Genomic DNA, 19839 nt, shown 5'->3' with positions numbered 1-19839 from the left:
ATCAAAGTTTAAATAATAAAAATAAATCCATATGTCGTACAGTATTTCTTCTTGAGTCAGGTTGCGTATTTAAGAACGTTTTTTATGGGTTTTTTTAACTTCGTCGGCATCGAAGCATGCTGTTTGTGCAAGGAATTTGCATGAGTCTCCAGTGCCTCCCAGCGTTTTTTGGGAAATTGCCGACTTACGCTGGGGGAATCAATCAATGTGGAGAAGATAATGAAAAAAATGATTTGTACATCGCTACTAGGGTTACTGGTGGTACCCGGTGTAACTTTAGCTGAGGACTTGTGGATAACGATCGGCAGTGACGGTTATCAATCCCTGAAAAAAAGCAGTGCGTTAATGGCTAAGGAGCCCCTGAATGCACTAGGAGAGCGCAATGGTATAACCATATTGAAGGTAAATGAGGATAATTTATCCGAAATTTCTACGATAATGCATAATAGCCACAATCGTTGTGGTGGCTTTATGGTGCATGATTCCCTGCAGGAGGCGCAAACTGCGCAGCTCTCTCCACTGGCTAACACCGTGTCGAGTATTGCCAGCTATACCATTGATAATGCAAATGTGGTGAATGCCCTACAGGCGGAAATCTCTGAGGCAAATATTCGCTCGACAATCACCAGCCTTTCCAATTTTACCAATCGCTATTACACCACTACTACAGGCGTAGCTGGTGCTGAATGGATTCGGGATAAATGGCAAGCATTGACTAGCTCTCGCAGCGATGCATCTGTGCAGCTCTATAGCCATAGTTGGGCTCAGCCTTCGGTCATTCTCACTATTCAGGGGCAAACAAACCCTGATGAAATCGTGGTATTGGGGGCGCATTTGGATTCCACCGTTGGCTGGGGTACCGGGGAAGGCACAAGGGCACCGGGTGCCGATGATGATGCCTCGGGTATCGCCACTCTGACCGATGTGGTGAATGCCATAGTGGCAACAGGTTACAAGCCTGCAAAAACTCTGGCTTTTATGGGGTATGCGGCAGAGGAGGTTGGCTTGCGTGGTTCCGATGATATTGCTACGGATTACAAGAACCAAAATAAAAATGTGGTTGGTGTTCTACAACTGGATATGACCAATTATTATGGTTCAAACAGTGATATTTATATTATTGGTGATTACACTAACAGCTCACAGAATGCCTTCCTGAAAGATCTTGCTCAGACCTATCTGGGGAACCTTAGTGTCGGCACAACTACCTGTGGTTATGCTTGTTCCGATCATGCCTCCTGGCACAACCAGGGCTTCGCGGCCTCTTTCCCTTTCGAGGCCACATTTAATGGCTCTAATCCTTATATCCACACTGTCAATGACACTTTAGCCAACAGTGGTGGCGATGCAAATCACGCTGTGAAGTTCGGTAAACTGGCTGCCGCTTATGTGGCAGAGCTGGCCAAGGGATCCATTGGTGATGATCCAGGTCCTGATCCCGACCCGGATCCCGATCCAGGTCAGGAGAAAACGGAAAGCTTCTCTGGCAGTGTGACTCGTGGTGGAGAGGAGCATTACGGGCCGTTTAGCGTGACACCGGCAACCAATTTTGTTGCGGATATGACCGGCACCAATGACGCAGATCTATACGTGCGGTTTGGAGCAGCCCCAACCTGGCGCTACTACGATTGCCGACCCTACGAGAATGGTTCAGCCGAAAATTGTTCGCTACAAGTGCCGAGCGGTGATAGTCAAGCCTTTATCATGGTTCGCGGATACAGCCGTCAAACTTCCAACTTTGAGCTGGATGTCACCTATACCCCGCAATAAAAAAGAGGGCCCAGGGAATTTTCTTCCCTGGGCCTATTATCTCCATCCTCGATTTTAAAATATCAGCAAAAAAATGACATGATTGGCAGTTAAGGCTGGCAGTCGGCTCTGACAGTCATTGCTATAAATTAATTTAAACGCCATGGATTTTGGTTTCCAGAGTAACTGTTGTCTAATCGAACGAGGGAAAATGCCAAAAAGTGAAAGTCTTTTAGCACTGACGCCAAAATTTGCAGCTATCTTGGCGAACTGACATATTCCCACAGAAATAAGTCGCGCACAGTTATTGAAATTGTGCGCATGAAAATTACTGTGCATCACTTATCAGGGGTAACCTGTGGTGTGCTGTCCGAATTAATAATGAGAAGAGAGGACGGGCAATATGCAAACCCATTTGCTAAAACCTTTATCGTTGGCAATCGCCATCGCGCTGACTGCTCCAAGTGCTTTTGCGCAGGATCGAAATGAAAAATCTTCGACAGCCGATGATCGTACTATGGAAGAGGTGATTACTACCGGTACCCGTAAGGAAGGTGTTTCCCCAACAGAAACTCTTTCACCGGTTGACGTAGTTGGCGGAGAGGAGTTGGCAGATCAAGCAGGCTTTGACCTCACTGAGTCTCTGGCAAAAATTGCTCCCTCGTTTAATACCCAGCGCTTTCCCATCGCGGATGGTACGGCATTTATTCGTCCAGTAACCCTGCGTAATTTGTCCCCGGACCAAACATTGGTACTGGTCAATGGCACTCGTCGGCATCGTTCTGCTTTGGTGAATTTACAGCTCGCTCCTCTGGGTACGGTCAATCAGGGAGCTCAGGCGGTGGACTTTTCCACGTTGCCTTCACTGGCTATCGAAAGAGTCGAGGTGCTGCGTGATGGTGCTTCGGCCCAGTATGGCTCCGATGCTATTGCCGGCGTGGTTAATATCATCTTAAAGGATGATGCTGAAGGTTTTGCTCTTTCTGCTCAGACTGGTGAATATTTTGAGGGGGATGGAACTCGTAATTCTTTTGCCGCTAATGCTGGTTTCAACCTTTTTGATCAGGGGTTTGTTAATGCCACTGTAGAATATTCCAAAGCTGATAAAACTTGGCGTGGTGTCACTCACAATCGCGCAGAAGAAGTAGGTTCTATTCTGGGTAGTAATCTGGTGCCTCTAGATGGACTTGGTCAACGCTGGGGTGATCCGGATGTGGAGGCTCTGAAATTTTTTGTCAATAGTGGCCTGGATATTAATGAGAATGTAGAGCTATATGGTAATTTTGGGTATTCCAGTAATGAAACGATTTCTGATTTTTTCTATCGCGAACCGGTGCTGGATCCGGAATATGAATTTGCAGCTGAGCCGACTTTACAGAAGGATGATGATGGCGATTTTCTTCCCGATGCCGCCCCTCAGTCACTGATTGATTATATTGTTGCTCAAGGCTTAAATCCGTCTGATTACCTGGTAGCGGATGACTCCAGCCCCAGTGGCTATGTATTGCGCAATCCGATTTATACCCAATTCCCGGGTGGTTACAATCCACAATTTGGTGCGGAAATTCAGGATATCTCCGCTGTAATAGGTGCTCGTGGAGAATTTCAAAATGGTTTGACCTGGGATCTGCGTGCTCGTGTTGCAGAGAATGAGGTGGAATATGTATTGAAAAACTCTATTAATCCCAGCCTCGGGGTTTTGTCACCCACTAGTTTCAAACCGGGCACCCTCACCCAGGAAGAGTCCAGTCTAAATGCAGATTTTGTGAAACCTATTGATGTTGCTGCCTTTGCCTCCCCACTGAATGTTGCTTTTGGCGCTGAATGGCGTGAGGAAACCTATTCAATTGGAGCTGGTGATACTGCATCTACTGAGGTTGGCCCAACGGCGGTGTATTTTGGTGTTGGCTCAGATGGTTTTCAGGGGTTCTCCAAAGACTCAGACGGTAGTTTCAGTATTGAGAGTATTGCCGCTTATATCGACCTCGAAGCGGATGTTACTGATGCATTAACCCTTGGCGTGGCGTTGCGCTTAGAAGAATATGATGAGTTTGGTTCCACCTCCGACTGGAAGCTTTCAGCTCGTTACGATGTCAATGAGAACCTTGCTCTGCGCGGGACAGTGAATACGGGTTTCCGTGCGCCAACCCCTGGGCAAGTGAATACCCTTAATGTCACTACCACTGCAGATTCCAGTGGTAACCTGATTCCGAGTGGTACCTATCCGGTGGACCATCCGGTAGCAATGGCCTTGGGGGCAAAAGAGTTGACGCCAGAGGAGTCGACCAGCTTTACCTTAGGGGCAGTGTTTACGCCGTTTAGTAATACCAGCGTCACTCTTGATTACTACAACATTGACATCGAAGACCGCCTTGCATTGCGCAACAATAAAATCGGCGCAGAAGAAATTGAGCTGCTACAGAATGCAGGGGTAGAGGATGCTGCCTTATTGAAAGACAGCAATGCCAACTATTTTGTCAATGCATACGATTCAGAAGTCTCAGGTATCGACTTGGCCATTACCAGTGATTTTGAAGTGGCAGGTAATTTACTGGTTGTGGATTTACGTCACAACCACAATAAGCAAGAAGTGAGTAAAGTAGAAACTAATACGATTAATGCCTCCAGAGTCTTCGACCTGGAAAATCAGGTGCCCAGTGATCGCACAACTCTGACTTTTGATTTTGATACAGGTGATTTGTTTAGCGGCTACTTAAGATTCAATCGCTACAGTGATTGGGAGTCTACTGGTGGTTTGTTTGGTCCTGGTGATGCTACGGATACCTACAGTTATGGTAGTGAAATTTTGGTGGACTTGGAGGCGACCTTTACTCTCTATGAAAATTATAAATTATCCATAGGTGGTGAAAATATTTTTGATGTGCAGCCCGATGATGAACAAGACGGTACTCTGCAATATTTAGGCGTTCGCCATGCTCTGACATCACCGTTTGGTTTTAACGGCGGCTTTTGGTATCTCCGTGCGAGTGCAGAGTTTTAGTGGATTGGTTTTTTTGATTGGGGACTGGTATCAAGCCTTCATTAATTGATAGCCGTTGCCAATCAAAATTTACTCTGAAGTACTTATTGTAAGCAATAAAAAACCCGGTATTTGCCGGGTTTTTTTGTTCATGGGCCAATCTCTATGAAGACTCAGATAGATTTTCCGCTCGTAATAACCTGCATATTGAAGTCCAGTACTATCTTTGGTTGATCAGTAAAAACACCGTCCACACCTTGTGAGGCTAGGAGTATCAGGTCATCAGGGCTGTTAACCGTGAAGACATAGTTTTTTAAGCCTCTCTGTTTTGCATCGGCAATCAAATCAGCACTGATAAAATCCAAGCTGGTATGCAGGGAATAAGCCTTCAAAGGCACTGTGCTCGCGGCTAAGTCGAGAGGAATACCACTGAATAAAACTCCGCGGCGCACACTGGGTATCAGTTGTAAGCACTCGTGGAGCTGTCGGTGATCAAAAGAGGAAACAATATATTGATCAAAGCTTACGCCCTTGTCGCTGACAAATGTTTGTATTTCTTTGGCTACTAGGGCAGCTGAATTTGGACCCTTGATCTCTATATTGAGTTGGGCGTTACTACCGATTAACTCCAGTACTTCACGCAGGGTTGGAATCTTATTACCGCAGGGTAGGGGGCGTTGACGCAGGGCGTCTGGATGTAGATCAGTTATTAGCTCGTTGCCGGAAAGTAGTCTACCCAGGCGCCTATCGTGTGTTACCAAGAGCTGCCCACCAATATTCCAGACATCGATTTCAATACCATCAACATCCAACGCCAATGCTTGGTTGATGGCCTGTAAAGTGTTTTCACTGACCTGGCGTTGGTATCCCCGGTGGGCAAAACAGAAAAGTGTGCTTGGGCTCATTGTTGCTTAACTCCCCCCGATAATTTTTAAAAGCTTATTATTAAATGATGAGGCAAGGGTGATTTAAGTCTATCGGTTGTTAACCTAGTCAGACAGGCAAATACCTTTATAGGTTTGGAAAATTTAACAGGGGGCAGAGTGCCCCCTTAAAAGTCTTGATGGTGGAGTCTCTGGTTTTTTTATTCTCCAGACAAGGCGCGGTAGCGTCCGCGGTGGAATATTAGGGGTTCGCCGCCGAAAGCACTGAACTCCAAAACTTCTCCCAGCAGGATGGTGTGATCCCCACCTTCAATACATTGGACACGGCGACAGTGGAAATAGGCGGCGCACTCTTCCAGTCGAGGTATTCCATCTGGGCCCTCGCTCCACTGAATCTGCCCAAACTTATCGGCCCCGCGACCGGCAAACAGGTTGGAAACGTGTTGCTGATCGGCGCGCAGTACGTGTACTGCAAAGTGTTCGCGAGTGGTGAAGGCCTCGTAGCCCAGTGATTGTTTGTCGATACTCCATAGAACCAGTGCGGGGTCCAGAGATACTGAATTAAAGCTGTTGGCGGTCATTCCCGCAGGCTGTCCCTCAGAGTCCTGCGTGGTAATAACGGTGACCCCAGTAGCGAACTGGCCCAGAGTATCGCGCAGGAGGCGACTTTGTTGAGGGGAGGGGGTGATAATGGAGCTTCTTTCTGTCGACATACGATGGTTGCTTGTACAAAAACTGTGCTAGCCAGCCATTTTACGGCAAAAGCGTACTGATTGCGCGTCTTGCCTCGCAAGCTAGTAAAAGAAGCTCGAATAGCGTTATTCGAATGACTTATTGTCCATAAGCGGCATGCACTCACTCATCAGTCGCTCCCTTTCTGTAATTGCGGCGCCAGTCAGTGCGAAACCGAGCAGTTCTCCCCTACTGTTGCGAAACTCGGCACAGACGCCTTTTGTGTCTTGAGATACTTGCCAGCTGCCCTCGGCGCCTGGATGGGGAGGGCAGAGGGTTGTGGGGCGCAGGGTTGTTTTAACCGCAACCGGGATAACGCCGTAGTGTACGGGACTGGGATTGCCGCTAAGGGTTTGAGCCAGGGCGCGGGCACAAGTCATTAGGGGAGCGACGTAAAACAGCTGGTGCTCCTCTACCTCCGCACAGTCGCCAATGGCAAATATATGCGGATTGCTACTCTGTAATTTCCGGTCTACGGCAATTCCCCGCTGAATTTTCAGTCCCGCAGTTTCAGCCAGGGCAGTATTGGCTTCTAGACCCAGTGCCGCCAGGGCGATATCTGCCACTAGCGTCTCACCGTTATCCAGCAGGGCTTCAATACCTTTAGGATTTTGATTCAGGGAGCGAATGGATTTCCCCAGATAAAAACGAACGCCACTGTTATTGAGCACCTCCTGGAGATCGCGACCGGCAGCTTCTGGCAAGAGAGAGGCGAGCGGCCACTCCTGAGGATCTACCACAGCCACTTCATATCCGGCTTGCACCAAATCATTGGCAAACTCACAACCAATCAGACCTGCACCAATCAGGAGGACCCGCTGGCAGCCAACGAGCGCGGTGCGAAAGCGGTGGTAGTCTGTCAGGTTGTTAATCCTAAATAGCCTTGCGTGGGCATTGCCCGCAATAGCCGGCAATTTGCGGCAGTGGGCACCAGTCGCCAATATCAACCTGTCGTAAGGAATATCCGCTATGTGATTATCAACATCCTGCTGCAACTGTAATGTTTTGCTGTGGGGGGAAATTGAAGCCACATGGGTATGTACGAGAATCTGTGCGTCCAATTTACGCGCCATTTCTTCAGCGCTGGTTTGGCATAACTGCTGGGCTGTTTTTCCATGGGAAAGGGAGGCTGATAGCAGGGGTTTAGAGTAAAAGGCCCCGTCATCACTGGAAATCAGAACCAGGGGGGCTACAGAATCGAGCTTGCGAAACTCCAAGGCTAGGTGATAGCCGGCCAGGCCTGTGCCGACAATCACTAGTGGGGCTTGATTCTCGTTGGAGACTTCACCGCCACTTAGCTCAGTGTCATTTTCTATAGGTTTTGATGCCGGAGTCACCAGCACCATGTCGAAGTCTTCCTTACCCACACCGCATTGCGGGCAGCTCCAGTCCTCGGGGATATCCTCCCAGCGGGTGCCGGGAGCAATGCCTTCCTCTGGACACCCCCTGGCTTCGTCGTAGACCCATCCGCACACCATGCACTCCCAGAGGCGGAAAGTAGCAGTGCCCTCATGAGTTGGTAACGGGGAGTCAAGCGCGGTATCAAGTGGAGAAGGGGGGGGTTCTTTTTTATCCAGCTCACACATTGCAAAGTCTTGCTTGCGCGCTCCGCACTGGGGACAGCACCAGTCTTCGGGGATATCTTCCCAACGGGTACCAGGGGCTATCCCATCCTCAGGCCAGCCCTTGGCTTCATCATAGATCCAGCCGCAGATTTGACATTCCCACTGGCGATAGTCTGGCATGGTGCCCCCGTGCTAGCTAGACAGTAGCCGGCTGTAGGGCAACCGGCTTTAGGGCAAATATAAGGGAGATCGTCGGAGGGTGCTGCTAATCGTGTTTGCCTTGGGAAATATTTGTCAGTGCATTTTGATAGACGTCTGCAATCTCTCCTGGGTGGCGAATGGAAATCCCCAAATCGTGTACCAGCCCGTCTTTTAGCCCGTAGACCCAACCGTTAATAGAGAGTGACTGCCCTGAGCGCCATGCGTCGCGCACTATTGTCGTTTGGCAAATATGGATTACTTGCTCCAAGACATTGAGCTCGCACAGTAGGTCTGTACGCTGTTGTTCCTGGAATAAGTCAACCAGAGTGTGGTGCTTGTCGCGAACATCTTGGATATGGCGCAGCCAGTTATCAATTAGACCAAGCTGTTCGTTGTGTAGTGCCGCCTGTACGCCACCACAGCCGTAATGCCCGCACACGATAATATGCTTGACCTTCAAAATCTCTACCGCGTACTGCAAAACGGATAAGCAGTTGAGGTCAGAATGCACCACCACATTGGCGACATTGCGGTGTACGAACAGCTCACCGGGCAAAAGCCCGACAATTTCATTCGCGGGCACACGGCTGTCTGCGCAGCCAATCCAAAGGTATTCCGGTGATTGCTGCTTTGAAAGCTTTAAGAAAAAGTCCGGGTTGTCCTTGTGGGTGGCCTCGGACCAGTTCTGATTATTTTTTAATAGATGATCTAGCGGGTGCAATGGGTTTGTATCCTGATATGACTAATTGGACATAATGTTGGGAGGATAGCGGCTTTATTCCTGCGGGCCAAGAGGGTATGGGCTAACCTGAAAGATGACTATTTTTTAGCATTGGGTCTCAATTTAAGGAGAAATGATGGCGAGAAGGAATCACTCCGGTCCCGGTAGGCGACAGCGCACATCCTTGCGCTCTGGATTTGCTGATCGGCACCGTTTGCGTATGCGCCAGCTACAGGCGCGGCGGACTCGGCTGCGTGGATACACCTCTAATTCTGATGAAGAGGAAGGAGCTATTGAATCAATGAATGGTGGAGAGGACCCCTTTAGTCGAGAACTGGAAAGGGAGCCTTTGGCTTGAGTTTTGCTGTTTCCGATAAATTAACCAGGAAATGAAAAGAGCGCTTAAAAGCGGTATGGATTTTATTTGGCAGTAATAATCGTCAAATTAACAAAAATTTGTTTACATACTCGCTTTTCAATATTTTTGCATTTCCCAGGTGGAAAAAGTCGGAGGAATAATAATGGCCTTGGTTACCCCGGAGACTTCCAGCGCATTGCGTGTAGTTTTGGCGAATTATACGGACTGCCATCAGGCTGAGGATATTATCCATTTAATGGATGAATACTCCCGCCATCCTTTTGGTGGAGGGGGGCCATTGCCAGAGCCTTGTCGCAATGAGCTGGTATCTAAATTGGCAAATTTTCCCGGTGCTTTCAGCGTGCTCGCCTATAGCGATAATGAGGCCTTGGGTTTGGTTAATTGTTTCACCGGCTTTTCCACATTTTCCTGTATGCCGCTGATAAATATTCACGATGTTATCGTCAGTGAGCGCGCCCGGGGGAAGGGCGTTTGCGCTGCCATGATGGACTTTGTGGCGTTAGAGGCAAAAAAGAGAGGGGGCTGTAAGCTGACTATGGAAGTACTGGAAAAAAACTTTGCCGCGAAGAATGCCTATCGCAAGTCGGGGTTCAAGCCTTATACGCTGGATGAAGAGTTTGGGCAGGCCGAATTCTGGCAGCGGTATCTCTGAATCTTCAGGGGTGGCACAGGCCACCCTTTTTCAAATTAAGCAATAACTTTGTTACCTGGCAGTGTACTGGGTCTGTCCCACTTTCTTTTTCTTGCTGATTATGCTGCTGAGTAGTGCAAAAAGCGCGATAAGTGAGACGCTGACCAGTAATCCCAATAAAGGTTGCTGCGGATCCCTTTCATAAAGCCAGCCACCGATGGCAAAACCGATAGTGTAACCGCCGGTGTGCATCAGTGATAGAAATCCAAATAGCCGGCCTCCGCGTCGATTCGCTTGGCTCAAAAGTGCGCTGTAGCCCGGTACCAAAAAGGCAATCCCCACCACAAAGATCAGCAGGCCGGCAGCTGCGAGCAGGCTGCCTAGGGTACTGGAGAGCAAGATGGTGCCTGTGCATAGGGAGCTTACGCCCAACATAAAACTCATCTGCGGCGCCTTGAGTTTGCGCACCAGACCAATCTGAACCAGGAACCCACAAATCGCTACTGCAGCCAACAATACGGCAGTAGCTGATGAGGCGCCCATGGCGCTGAGACCGTAGAGATCTTTAAGAGCAGGTCCCATGACAACCTGCAGCTGACCAACACTAACGGTACCGAGCAGAGCGGTGGCAAACAGGGCCAGGGCACCAGGAGGGAGGGAGGAATTTTCAGAGGATTCTGTTTCTGCAATATAACTCTTTCCTTTCGGCAGACCGGCGGTTAGAACGAGGGTGATGAATGGTAGCAATATCAGCCACGCCAGTGGCCAAAGAGCGCCAGCGAGGAGAGCCGGCAAGGCAAGTAGTGGCCCGAGTCCTCGTCCCAGATTAGCCGCCGCACTCAAGCCTGAAAGAATTGATAAGCGTTTTTCTGGCTCCCCCAGGTCAATAGCCCAAGCCTGGCAGCAGGGGTAGATGGCCGCAGCGTTCAATCCATAAATGACACGACTGATTGCCAGAGCTATTAGGGCATTACTTTCCTCCAGGTACCCCTGGGACATGGCCACCAACAGAGCCACAAAGAGGCACTGGGCCAGCAGAGCACCAGTCAGCCCCGCGAGTAGTACTGGCTTGCGGCCAACCCTATCCCCCATTTCACCCCAGAGTGGTCCGGCAATCATCAGGCAAAAAGTACCCAGGGCCACTAACCCCCCGATGCTGGCCAGACTCAGCCCACAGCGCTCAACGATGAGTGGAATTTGAGTCAGTAGAACAACCTGGGCAGCTCCCTGGCTGGCCACCACCATATTGATTTTACGCAGGTGATGTTTGGGGTGATTCAGGGATCTCCGCATCCGGGACTCCACAACAAATTCATAAAAAATCACAGAAAAACGCGACCTTTTCCTGTGCAAGAGTTCACAGCCAGATAATTTCTCTGGCAATGGGCTTGAAGTGCGAGAAATTTACCTGCATCATAAGGCTAATGCAAACCATTCTCACTTAGATTTAGCCGATAAAGAATCACCACCATGAATAATCCTCAATCCGATGCAGCCAGCACTGGCGGCGTCGACGGCGATGCTTTTGCTCAAAATCCAGTTATGACCGCCGGGGATACGGAGGTCAATATGGCTGCGGAAAGAATGTCAGCCAACTGCTTCTTCAATGCACTACTGCGAGAGACAGATAGCGGTATTTGGCACGAACGAGCTGGCGAGCAACTTCCACAAGGGATCAGTGTACCGGCGGTGCATATTCCTCTACCGGCCAGTGGTGCCGAACTCTGGCTGAGTGTCTCCTATCGCAGTGAGTGTGGCAGGCACCAGTTTACCCTGCCGATGATATTGCGTAACGCAGAGGGTGCCAGCAAAACTATTGGGTTTGCTGATGCTGCGCAGCAGGTTGCACAGGAGCCTGCTTTTTTCCCTGGCGCCACAGCAGAATCCAGAGCGCAATTTACTCTCAGGGTCTCGGCCAGTGTGAAAAATATGGCTCAGGCACTGGATGCTCGTCACGCAGATACAGAGAAACTATTTACTCAGCCCCTCACTTTTGTCGAGTCGGAACAGGCACTTTTATGCGGACACTCTATCCATCCGACTCCTAAAAGCCGCGATCCATTTACCGATAAGGATGCCGAATGTTACGCCCCGGAATTTGGCAATAGCTTTGCCCTGATGTGGCTGGGAGTGGACCCACAATATTTGCTTGGAGCGAGTGGAGCGGAAATTAGCGAGGCGCAGTTTGCCGATCTGGTGCGTGCAACGGATGGTGCTCCGGTGGCACCGAAAGGATTTATTGCTATCCCGGCACATCCCTGGCAGTGGTGTCAGCTAGGGCAAGACCCACGTGTGGCCGAATTACTTGAGAGTGGAAAAATTATTGAGTTGGGTGAGGGCAGGGAACCGTGGCGGGCAACCTCTTCTCTGCGCGCAATTTACAGCGCTCAAAGCCCTTATATGCTCAAGTTTTCTCTCAGCCTGAGGCTGACTAATTCGGTGCGTACTCTGCAACCAAAAGAAATGGTGCGTGGTCTCGAAGTCTTAAAAGTAAGAGATACGCCTCTGGGGCAGGAGTTTGCCAGCCGCTACCCGCGCTTCCAGGTGTTGGCGGAACCGGCCTACCTGATGCTTGCCGATAGTAGAGGTGAGCAGATTATAGAAAGCCTGGTTATGTTTCGGGAAAATCCTTTCTTGGAAACAGCCGCAAAAAATACCTGCCTGTTGGCAACATTGACTCAGGATCATCCTAATGGTGCTCCCTGCCGGGCTGCGCAATTGGTACAGCGCCTCGCTGGAGAGGAAAATATTTCCATTGAGGCTGCTAGCAAACGCTGGTTTAAGGCTTTTCTCGATGCAGTTATTGAGCCCTTGCTAATTGCCCAAGCCGATTTTGGAATTTTATTTGGCGCCCATCAACAAAATCTGATTTTGAGCTTCGAGGGTGCTCTGCCTGTGGCTGGTTTTTTCAGAGATTGTCAAGGCAGTGGTTATAGTCGCCTGGGCGAGGAATTACTCAAACCTTATCTGCCTAATCTGGCCCAGGACAGTGAGAATGTCATTGACGAAGAAATGGCCAACCGCCTTTTTGTGTATTACCTGATCGTTAATAGCTGTTTTGGTTTGATCTGTGCGCTTTCCGCTGCAGGTTTAATTTCCGAGCAGGAGTTGTTGCGCCAGCTGCGCGAGCGCCTGCAATTGCTGTACGAAGGCCAGCGACGTGACTTTAGCTGTTTGGCGTATTTGCTCAATGCCGATGAAATTTGGGCTAAGGGCAATTTTCAATGTGCGGTGATTGGTATGAATGAAACCACCACCGAAGACCCGCTTTCCATCTATCACACTATGGCGAACCCCCTGCGAACGGTAGTAGAAGCTGAAGTTGCCGAAGCTTGATCACCGTGACGATAAAAATTGAAAGGAAAGAATTATGACCAGCTCAACAGCTGCGCTTGAAATATCTTTAGGGGAACACGGTCAGCTTCCCGATGGGCGCTCTTGGCAAGTTGCTGTGGGAGGATATCGTTGCCAGTTAAATGGCGATAACTATTTTCAAATTGAATATGTTCCCGGACAGGAAATAGCAATTTTCATCCTGTCGTCTGGTGAAAATTCGTTAGAAGCGTTAGATCTCTGGTTCGACTGGCTTTTTGCGATGAATCCAGCATTGCAAAATACGGATATTGTCGATGCGGATACTGTGGTAAGCCGAGTTTCCCGCAGCAATTTTTATCAACGTACAGAGCTCTGGTATCGAGGTAATAATGCCGGTGAGTTTCCTTTACAATGGGTAGAAAATACGCAGGGAGTTCGCCACCCTCTCCGTGCGGAACCACCTAAAGGGGAAGTTTATCACCGTCATTTCCACACACTGGGAATAGATTTCAGTTTACGTCATCTGGATCCAGAGAAAGATTTGGAGCGCTTTACCAACTGGATGAACCAGGAGCGTGTCGCAAAATTTTGGGAAGAAGAAGGTGATAAAGAAAAGCAGAGACAGTTTATTGACTCTGTTATTCAAGATCCCCATAAGCATCCATTGATCGCCTGTATTGATGGTGAGCCCTTTGCCTATTTTGAAATTTATTGGGCGCTTGAAGATCGTATCGCACCTTACTATGACTGCCAGCCATTTGATCGCGGTGCACATATGTTGGTTGGCGATCAACGCTTCCTGGGAGGCCGTTTTGCTCAGGCTTGGTTTAATGGTGTTACCCATTTTATGTTTCTGGATGACGCTCGCACAGAAACTTTGGTTGGAGAGCCGCGCGCGGATAATCGCGCATTGCTTAAATACATCAACGGCACTTTTGGCTGGAAAAAAGTTAAAGAATTTGATTTTCCCCACAAAAGAGCTGCTTTGATTATGTGCAAGCGAGACGAATTCTTTCAGAGTATGGGGGGAATATGAGCGGCGATAAATATTGGAAGCAGGCGAATAGAAACCTGCTGGTGAAATCTCTGGCTGAGCTTTGTTATGAACAGGCTCTGACGGCAAAGCTAGAAACGGGTGCCCGTTACTTTGTGGAACTTGCTTCTGGTGTTATCTATCGTTTCCAAGCTCAGTTAACTGTGTGGGATTGGTTATTAATTGATGCGCAAAGTATTGAGCGGGAAGGTGATGGGCAAGTAATACCTGCGGATGACGCAGCACAGTTTTTTATTGATGCTGCTCTGGATCTTGAAGCCTCCCCCAGTACTTTGGGCAATTTATTACACGAACTGGCCAATACCCTGGTTGCGGATGTTACTTTGCTGCAAAAGCGTGAATCGCTTACAGCGCATACCCTAGCCACACTAACTGATGAAAAATTGCAGTGCCTACTGGATGGTCATCCTAAGGCTATGGTGAATAAAGGCCGTATCGGTTGGGGCGCACAAGAGTTTAACGCCTTTGGTACAGAGGCCGCTCAGGGGGTCAGGCTGTTATGGCTTGCTGTTCGCCGGGATCTCGCTGTGAGTGGCAATAGCGACCTGTGGGATTGGCCTCAGCTATTGGCAGAAAGCCTGAGCGAATCACAGTTACAGCAGCTGGACGATAAATGCCGTGAGAAAGGGGTTAACTGGCAAGAGTTTTTGCCCTTGCCGGTGCATCCATGGCAATGGCAGCATCATATTAGTCAGCATTATGCACAACAGATTTTTAGTGGTGACTTGGTTTTACTCGGTGAGTTTGGCGATGAATATTTGCCGCAGGTTTCACTACGTACCTTGTCCAACTTGAAGCGCCCGCAGGCTCTCCATGTGAAGTTGCCATTAACGATATTGAATACTTCCTGCTACCGTGGAATTCCAGGCAAGTTTATGCGCTGCGGACCGGCGTTATCTGAATGGATGCAGTTACTCTGTGAGCGTGATGAGCAATTACAATCGCGGGGCACCGGTGTTCTTCAAGAAGTAGCTGGCCTGCATGTACCGCACTTACATCAAGAGTCGATAAAGGGCGCGCCCTATCGTTACCGTGAATTACTGGGAGCTACCTGGAGGCAGAGCCCGGCAAGCTTGTGTGCTGAGGGCGAGCGCCATCTTTTAATGGCCGCGTTATTACAGAAAGATAGCAGCGGCAAGTCTGTAATCTCTGCTCTGATTGAAGCCTCCGGCCTTTCAGTAGAAGCCTGGCTTGAGCAGCTATTCGACGCTACGGTGGTGCCTCTTTATCACCTGCTTAGCCGTTATGGCATAGGTTTGGTAGCTCACTCGCAAAACCTAACGCTGGTATTGCGCGACAACAAAGTTGTTCGTGTTCTTCTGAAGGATTTCCAGGGAGATTTGCGTCTCGCTCAGGGTGATTTTCCCGATCGTGCGGACCTGCCGGAATCGGCGGCACAAGTTCTCGATCAATTGCCTGCTAATTATATTATTCACGACTTGTTTACCGGTCACTTTGTCACAGTGCTGCGCTATCTGTCCGCCCAATTAATGATAGAGATTGGTCTAGAGGAAAGGAAATTCTACGGAGTTTTAGCCAAGGTCCTACGCCGATATCAAGAATCCGCACAGCGAGATAATGGCGGTATGGCGGAGCGTTTCCAGCAGTTTAATTTGTTCCGTCCCCATATCGAGCGCGTTTGTATTAATCGCGTGCGCCTGCGTCAAGGTTACGATGACAGCGCTGAACGCCCGGTCCCCATTGTCGGTGGAGACCTGACTAATCCCCTTTGGCTCGCAGAGCAAGAGTCACAGCAACATCAACCAGCAACCGCTTCCGCTTTAGAGGCATAATCATGAGCAATTTCCTAGATCTCGCCGGTATCGGAGCCGGTCCTTTTAATTTGGCTGTGGCCGCTCTAATGCGGGACACATCTTTGAGCCATCGCTTTTTTGATGCTAAAGCGGAATTCTCTTGGCATCCTGGTTTAATGTTGCCGGGGGCTATGATGCAGACTTCTTACCTGAAAGACCTGGTAACGCCGGTTGATCCAACCAATCCCTGTAGCTTTCTGGCGTACCTGGTAGAAAATAAACGTTTCTATGACTTTCTGCACGCAGAACAGCGTACAGTAACCCGTCGCGAGTTTGCCGATTACCTGGCGTGGGCTGCCCGTCGCTTGGATTCTATCCAAATGAGCAGCCGTGTACAGAGCGTGGTAGATAATGGGGAGTTTTTTGAGCTGGACGTGCACGGCCCCAATGGTCGCGAACAGGTACTCACCAAAAACTTGTGTGTTGCAGCGGGTAAAAAACCAAATATTCCAGAGTGCAGCCGCCCATTCCTGTCTGATAATTGCTTCCACGCGTTGGAAATTGCCCTGCGTAATCCGGATGTAAGTGGTAAGCGCGTCGCCGTGGTCGGTGGCGGCCAGACTGGTGCGGAAGTGGTTATTAATCTTTTGAGTAAACACTGGGGCCGCCCACAGCAGGTAACCTGGGTATCCCGCCGCAGCAATTATTTGCCATTGGATGAGACCCCCTTCACCAATGATTGGTTTACCCCAGAGTATGTCGACGTGTTCCGTCAGTTGAGCCCTCAGCGTCGTGAGGAAGTGGTTGCAGAGCAGAAGCTGGCTTCTGATGGTATATCTCCTGATACCCTCAAGGAACTTTACCAGTTGTTCTACCGTCTTGTGCACCTGGAAAAGGATGCTGAACGAGTAGCATTATTGCCCAATCGCGAACTGGTGGAGATGTCTCACCGCGGTGACTATCAACTGCAGCTGGAAAATCACTTGCTGGGTGAGGCAGATGGTACCGAGTGGGTTAATGCGGATATCGTTATTCTATGCACTGGCCTGTGTGAGGCTCTACCTCCTTGTCTGGCGCCTTTACAAGAGCGCATTGCACGCGATGCAGAGGGTCGCTTGCTGTTGGATGATGCTTTTGCGGCAAGACTCAGCGGCGATGAGAGTGGTCGACGTTTGTATTTCCTTGGTACTGGCCGGACAAGTCACGGTATTGCGGAGCCACAGTTGAGCTTATCGGCCTGGCGTGCGGCACAGGTAGTGAATGATTTACACGGTAATGCGCTCTATGACAATCAGCAAACCGGCAACTTTATGAAATGGATTACTCCGCAAGCCCAGCAGGCAGCGGTTGCTTAAATAGAGGGAGAAATCATGATCGACCTCCAGGTGTCCACCAATAAGGTCGATCATGGATATACAAGTTTTTGCAATCCTATCTATAGCCGAAGTGGCTGCCAGCCTTACTTGGTTACGTCAACAAAAATACCCATGTGGTCAGTGACAGCTGCAGCCATATTGACACCGTCAATATTGACTGCAGTACTCTGTGATAAGTAGTCCACATTTACGATATTGATAGTCGCAGTATTGTAAACCGCTACATCATATTTTTTACTGGCAGTACTATTGGTGCCAGAAAAACTGCGTTGATGGGAATCTGAGGGTGTTACCTCGCTTGCAGGGTGTGCGTCGTGAAAGATCATGTTTGTTGCCCGGCTTATTACTGAAGGGGTAAAACTGTTGCTGCCTTGGTTGGTATCTCCCATCACGAGGTCAATTGCACCGTGGCCCTGCTGCAACAGGTATTTATTAATATTCTGATAAAACAATGTTGCTTGCCCTTCACTCTTGGCAATGCTATTGGGGACATGCACAAATACAGCATTGACATTGCCTGTTTTCACCGCGATCCAGCCCATACCTGACCCCAGGACTTGGTGTTGGGTAGTTTTTGCGGCATGGACACTAAAACTGTTGCAGGCCTTGCCTGTGGAGCTTGATCCCACCAGCGCTCCGGCATGTTGCTGCATGGAGCTCCATTCGCTATTAGCCCCATCCATTTCACCATATACCAATAGATCGCAAGTTTTTCTTAGCGAGCGATAGAGATGTTGGTGAGTCTGTCGCGCCTTGCCCTCAACCATAGTGAGAAATTGGCTGTTGCTGTGTTGGCCCTTGGCCATATAACCCACAGGTGCTTGGGAGACCAGCTGGGCGGGGCCGTAAAGCGGAGTGTGGGGGGCCAGTCCTTTGGCGGTTGGCATTACCAAAAGCCAGGGACTCTGATTGGCGGCTTGGTGGTTATGGGTAACACGAGTGAAATGCTGGCTGTTGGAAGCACCAACATCATGATTGGTACTGGCGTTTGAATTTATGGATTGATAGGCAAAGGTTGGCATGTCGGTTACTCATTTTTATTGAATCATCCAATGAATCAAGAGGTTTAATACCTTTTGTTAATAATAAAAGCCAGATCTTTTTTGCGATTGTGGTCTTTTAACGTAGGTGCTTGTTACTGCATTTTGGCGTCAATTTTATTTTCCTGGCTGTAGTTTTGTAGGGTGATTAATAGTTTTTATTTGCTCGAATGAATTTTCAGTTGATGCCAGGTGAATTAGTTTTAAATTTCAGTGCTGGAGCAATGAATAAGTTGCCTTATAAATAAATGAATTGCGGATTGGATCAATCAGGATTTCATTTTTATTAAGCATTGTGTCTGATCGATAGGTATTATCAAAGATTAACGAGTCGGATTTGTCAGTCGCTGTTTCTTTATTTTTCTTAATAACTAGTCTATGACAGCATGGAATAGTGCTAGTAAATGCTTGCGTTACTTGTTTTGATAGCGATGAGATATATCCATTTTTCTCCTCTTATTTCTGCTCAGAAATCCCCGTACAAGCGCATAAATATATAGTTAATTTTCGCGCCAAAGCCCGGGTGCTCAACCCACCTTGTGCAATACTTTTTGGGTACTGAACCATCGGTCTGGTGCATGCAGTGAGCAGGGAGGAAATCTGTAATGCGTTTGAACTCAACCCTTGCACAAGGGCGTTATCATTACAGCTGTGACGGGCGTGAGATGCCTGTTCAAGATAGCTGGCAGTTGGGCTTTGATGCCCTTGGACGCCGCTCTCTGGTCAGCCAGAGACTGGTGGGTGATCGAGGCTTCGGCATAGAGGTCTTTGCGCTGCTAAATAATGGCTTGGTGAGTGAATGCCAAGTGAATTGGCGCGATGAGGTTGATGAGGTCAGTGCGCATTATCATTTGTGTTTCCCTGAAGGTCAGCCTCCCAGATTAGGAGATGAAATAGAGGCAAACTGGAGTGGCCCCAACGGTCCACAAGAGTTGCGTTTGGGGGGAGAAAACCGTCTGCTATTCCCTCTAATGCGCGTTTTTATGGGGCCACTATTGAAAACACTGGTAAAACACCAAGCGGGTTTGGAAGTGGTTTCTCCAGATATTGTCGACCCCTCTCAACGAGGAAAGCTATTGGCCCCGAGAGTAAGCCATCGCACGGCGCGAATTATGGCGGGTGATCAGGCTAGTCAGCGCTCTCAGGATCTGGGCCCAGATATCAGTGGTTATATTTATCAGGGGGACGAGGCTGAGCGGGATGCGCACTGTTATGTGGATAACCGCAGCCTATTAGTCGGTTATGATTGGCCTTCCAGTACCGGGCGTTTGTGGCAGGTTCGCCTCAGAGACCTGGAGTGGTCTCCTAGTCTCACCAGTCTCCTTTTTTAATTTTTATCTCGATATTGTGTTCACCGGACTTATACCCGGTGAACACAATTGGGCCTATCAGTCTAGTGAATAATGATGATTATTTGACGCATCATTCACTCTGCCAGAGGCTTATAGCCTTTCCAGC

At 49.0% G+C, this 19839-nt stretch carries 15 protein-coding genes; 9 read left to right on the top strand and 6 right to left on the bottom strand.

What is annotated here, in order from left to right; all coding sequences use genetic code 11:
• Positions 1-219: 219 nt before the first annotated feature.
• Positions 220-1770 carry a M20/M25/M40 family metallo-hydrolase gene (locus tag ACJJJA_RS18675; protein WP_444903020.1) on the top strand — a complete coding sequence of 517 codons (1551 nt, stop codon included), beginning with the start codon at positions 220-222 and terminating at the stop codon, positions 1768-1770.
• A 382-nt stretch (positions 1771-2152) separates the two neighbouring features.
• On the top strand, positions 2153-4750 hold the full coding sequence (locus tag ACJJJA_RS18670) for a TonB-dependent receptor plug domain-containing protein (protein ID WP_444903019.1): 2598 nt from the start codon (positions 2153-2155) through the stop codon (positions 4748-4750).
• A 152-nt stretch (positions 4751-4902) separates the two neighbouring features.
• Here ACJJJA_RS18670 and ACJJJA_RS18665 read toward each other — a convergent pair whose 3' ends face one another.
• From ACJJJA_RS18665 to can, 4 genes are all read right to left on the bottom strand, one after another.
• Positions 4903-5634 (bottom strand): glycerophosphodiester phosphodiesterase, encoded by a 732-nt coding sequence (locus tag ACJJJA_RS18665; RefSeq protein WP_444903018.1) that lies wholly within the window; start codon positions 5632-5634, stop codon positions 4903-4905.
• Between the two features lie 179 nt (positions 5635-5813).
• On the bottom strand, positions 5814-6326 hold the full coding sequence (locus ACJJJA_RS18660; protein ID WP_444883950.1) for a flavin reductase family protein: 513 nt from the start codon (positions 6324-6326) through the stop codon (positions 5814-5816).
• A 105-nt stretch (positions 6327-6431) separates the two neighbouring features.
• Positions 6432-8090 (bottom strand): FAD-dependent oxidoreductase, encoded by a 1659-nt coding sequence (locus ACJJJA_RS18655; RefSeq protein WP_444903017.1) that lies wholly within the window; start codon positions 8088-8090, stop codon positions 6432-6434.
• 85 nt (positions 8091-8175) lie between these two features.
• The gene (gene can / locus ACJJJA_RS18650; RefSeq protein ID WP_252083105.1) at positions 8176-8832 is read right to left on the bottom strand and encodes a carbonate dehydratase; all 657 of its coding nucleotides are present in this window, start codon (positions 8830-8832) and stop codon (positions 8176-8178) included.
• Positions 8833-8968: 136 nt separating this feature from the next.
• On the opposite strand from can, the gene ACJJJA_RS18645 reads away from it, so the two are divergent.
• Together ACJJJA_RS18645 and ACJJJA_RS18640 are read left to right on the top strand one after the other, a co-directional pair.
• A complete protein-coding gene (locus ACJJJA_RS18645) occupies positions 8969-9190 on the top strand; it encodes a hypothetical protein (RefSeq protein ID WP_444903016.1) in 222 nt (73 codons plus the stop codon).
• A gap of 163 nt (positions 9191-9353) precedes the next feature.
• Complete coding sequence (locus ACJJJA_RS18640) at positions 9354-9863, top strand: GNAT family N-acetyltransferase (RefSeq protein ID WP_444903015.1); 510 nt, start codon at positions 9354-9356, stop codon at positions 9861-9863.
• Between the two features lie 51 nt (positions 9864-9914).
• Here the strand turns inward: ACJJJA_RS18640 and ACJJJA_RS18635 are convergent, their stop codons facing one another.
• Positions 9915-11135: an MFS transporter gene (locus tag ACJJJA_RS18635; RefSeq protein WP_252083102.1), complete on the bottom strand. Its 1221-nt coding sequence runs from the start codon at positions 11133-11135 to the stop codon at positions 9915-9917.
• Positions 11136-11312: 177 nt separating this feature from the next.
• On the opposite strand from ACJJJA_RS18635, the gene ACJJJA_RS18630 reads away from it, so the two are divergent.
• Genes ACJJJA_RS18630 through ACJJJA_RS18615 form a run of 4 tightly spaced genes read left to right on the top strand, consistent with a single transcriptional unit; the run spans position 11313 to position 17320 of the window.
• Positions 11313-13178 carry an IucA/IucC family protein gene (locus ACJJJA_RS18630; protein WP_444903014.1) on the top strand — a complete coding sequence of 622 codons (1866 nt, stop codon included), beginning with the start codon at positions 11313-11315 and terminating at the stop codon, positions 13176-13178.
• A 34-nt stretch (positions 13179-13212) separates the two neighbouring features.
• Complete coding sequence (locus ACJJJA_RS18625) at positions 13213-14193, top strand: GNAT family N-acetyltransferase (RefSeq protein ID WP_444903013.1); 981 nt, start codon at positions 13213-13215, stop codon at positions 14191-14193.
• Positions 14190-16004, top strand: a complete 1815-nt coding sequence (locus ACJJJA_RS18620; protein ID WP_444903012.1) for an IucA/IucC family protein — start codon at positions 14190-14192, stop codon at positions 16002-16004. The genes ACJJJA_RS18625 and ACJJJA_RS18620 overlap by 4 nt, the downstream gene beginning before the upstream one ends.
• Positions 16005-16006: 2 nt before the next feature.
• Positions 16007-17320: a lysine N(6)-hydroxylase/L-ornithine N(5)-oxygenase family protein gene (locus tag ACJJJA_RS18615; RefSeq protein WP_444903011.1), complete on the top strand. Its 1314-nt coding sequence runs from the start codon at positions 16007-16009 to the stop codon at positions 17318-17320.
• A gap of 104 nt (positions 17321-17424) precedes the next feature.
• Here ACJJJA_RS18615 and ACJJJA_RS18610 read toward each other — a convergent pair whose 3' ends face one another.
• Positions 17425-18363 (bottom strand): hypothetical protein, encoded by a 939-nt coding sequence (locus ACJJJA_RS18610; RefSeq protein WP_444903010.1) that lies wholly within the window; start codon positions 18361-18363, stop codon positions 17425-17427.
• Positions 18364-18986: 623 nt separating this feature from the next.
• Between ACJJJA_RS18610 and ACJJJA_RS18605 the strand changes: the two genes are divergently transcribed.
• Positions 18987-19712, top strand: a complete 726-nt coding sequence (locus ACJJJA_RS18605; protein WP_252083096.1) for a hypothetical protein — start codon at positions 18987-18989, stop codon at positions 19710-19712.
• Positions 19713-19839: the final 127 nt, after the last annotated feature.

It is taken from the genome of Microbulbifer mixtoriginis (SeqCode), assembly GCF_052466865.1.
The sequence above is the reverse complement of the archived record's forward strand: the minus strand, read 5'-3'. Positions and strand labels throughout refer to the sequence as shown.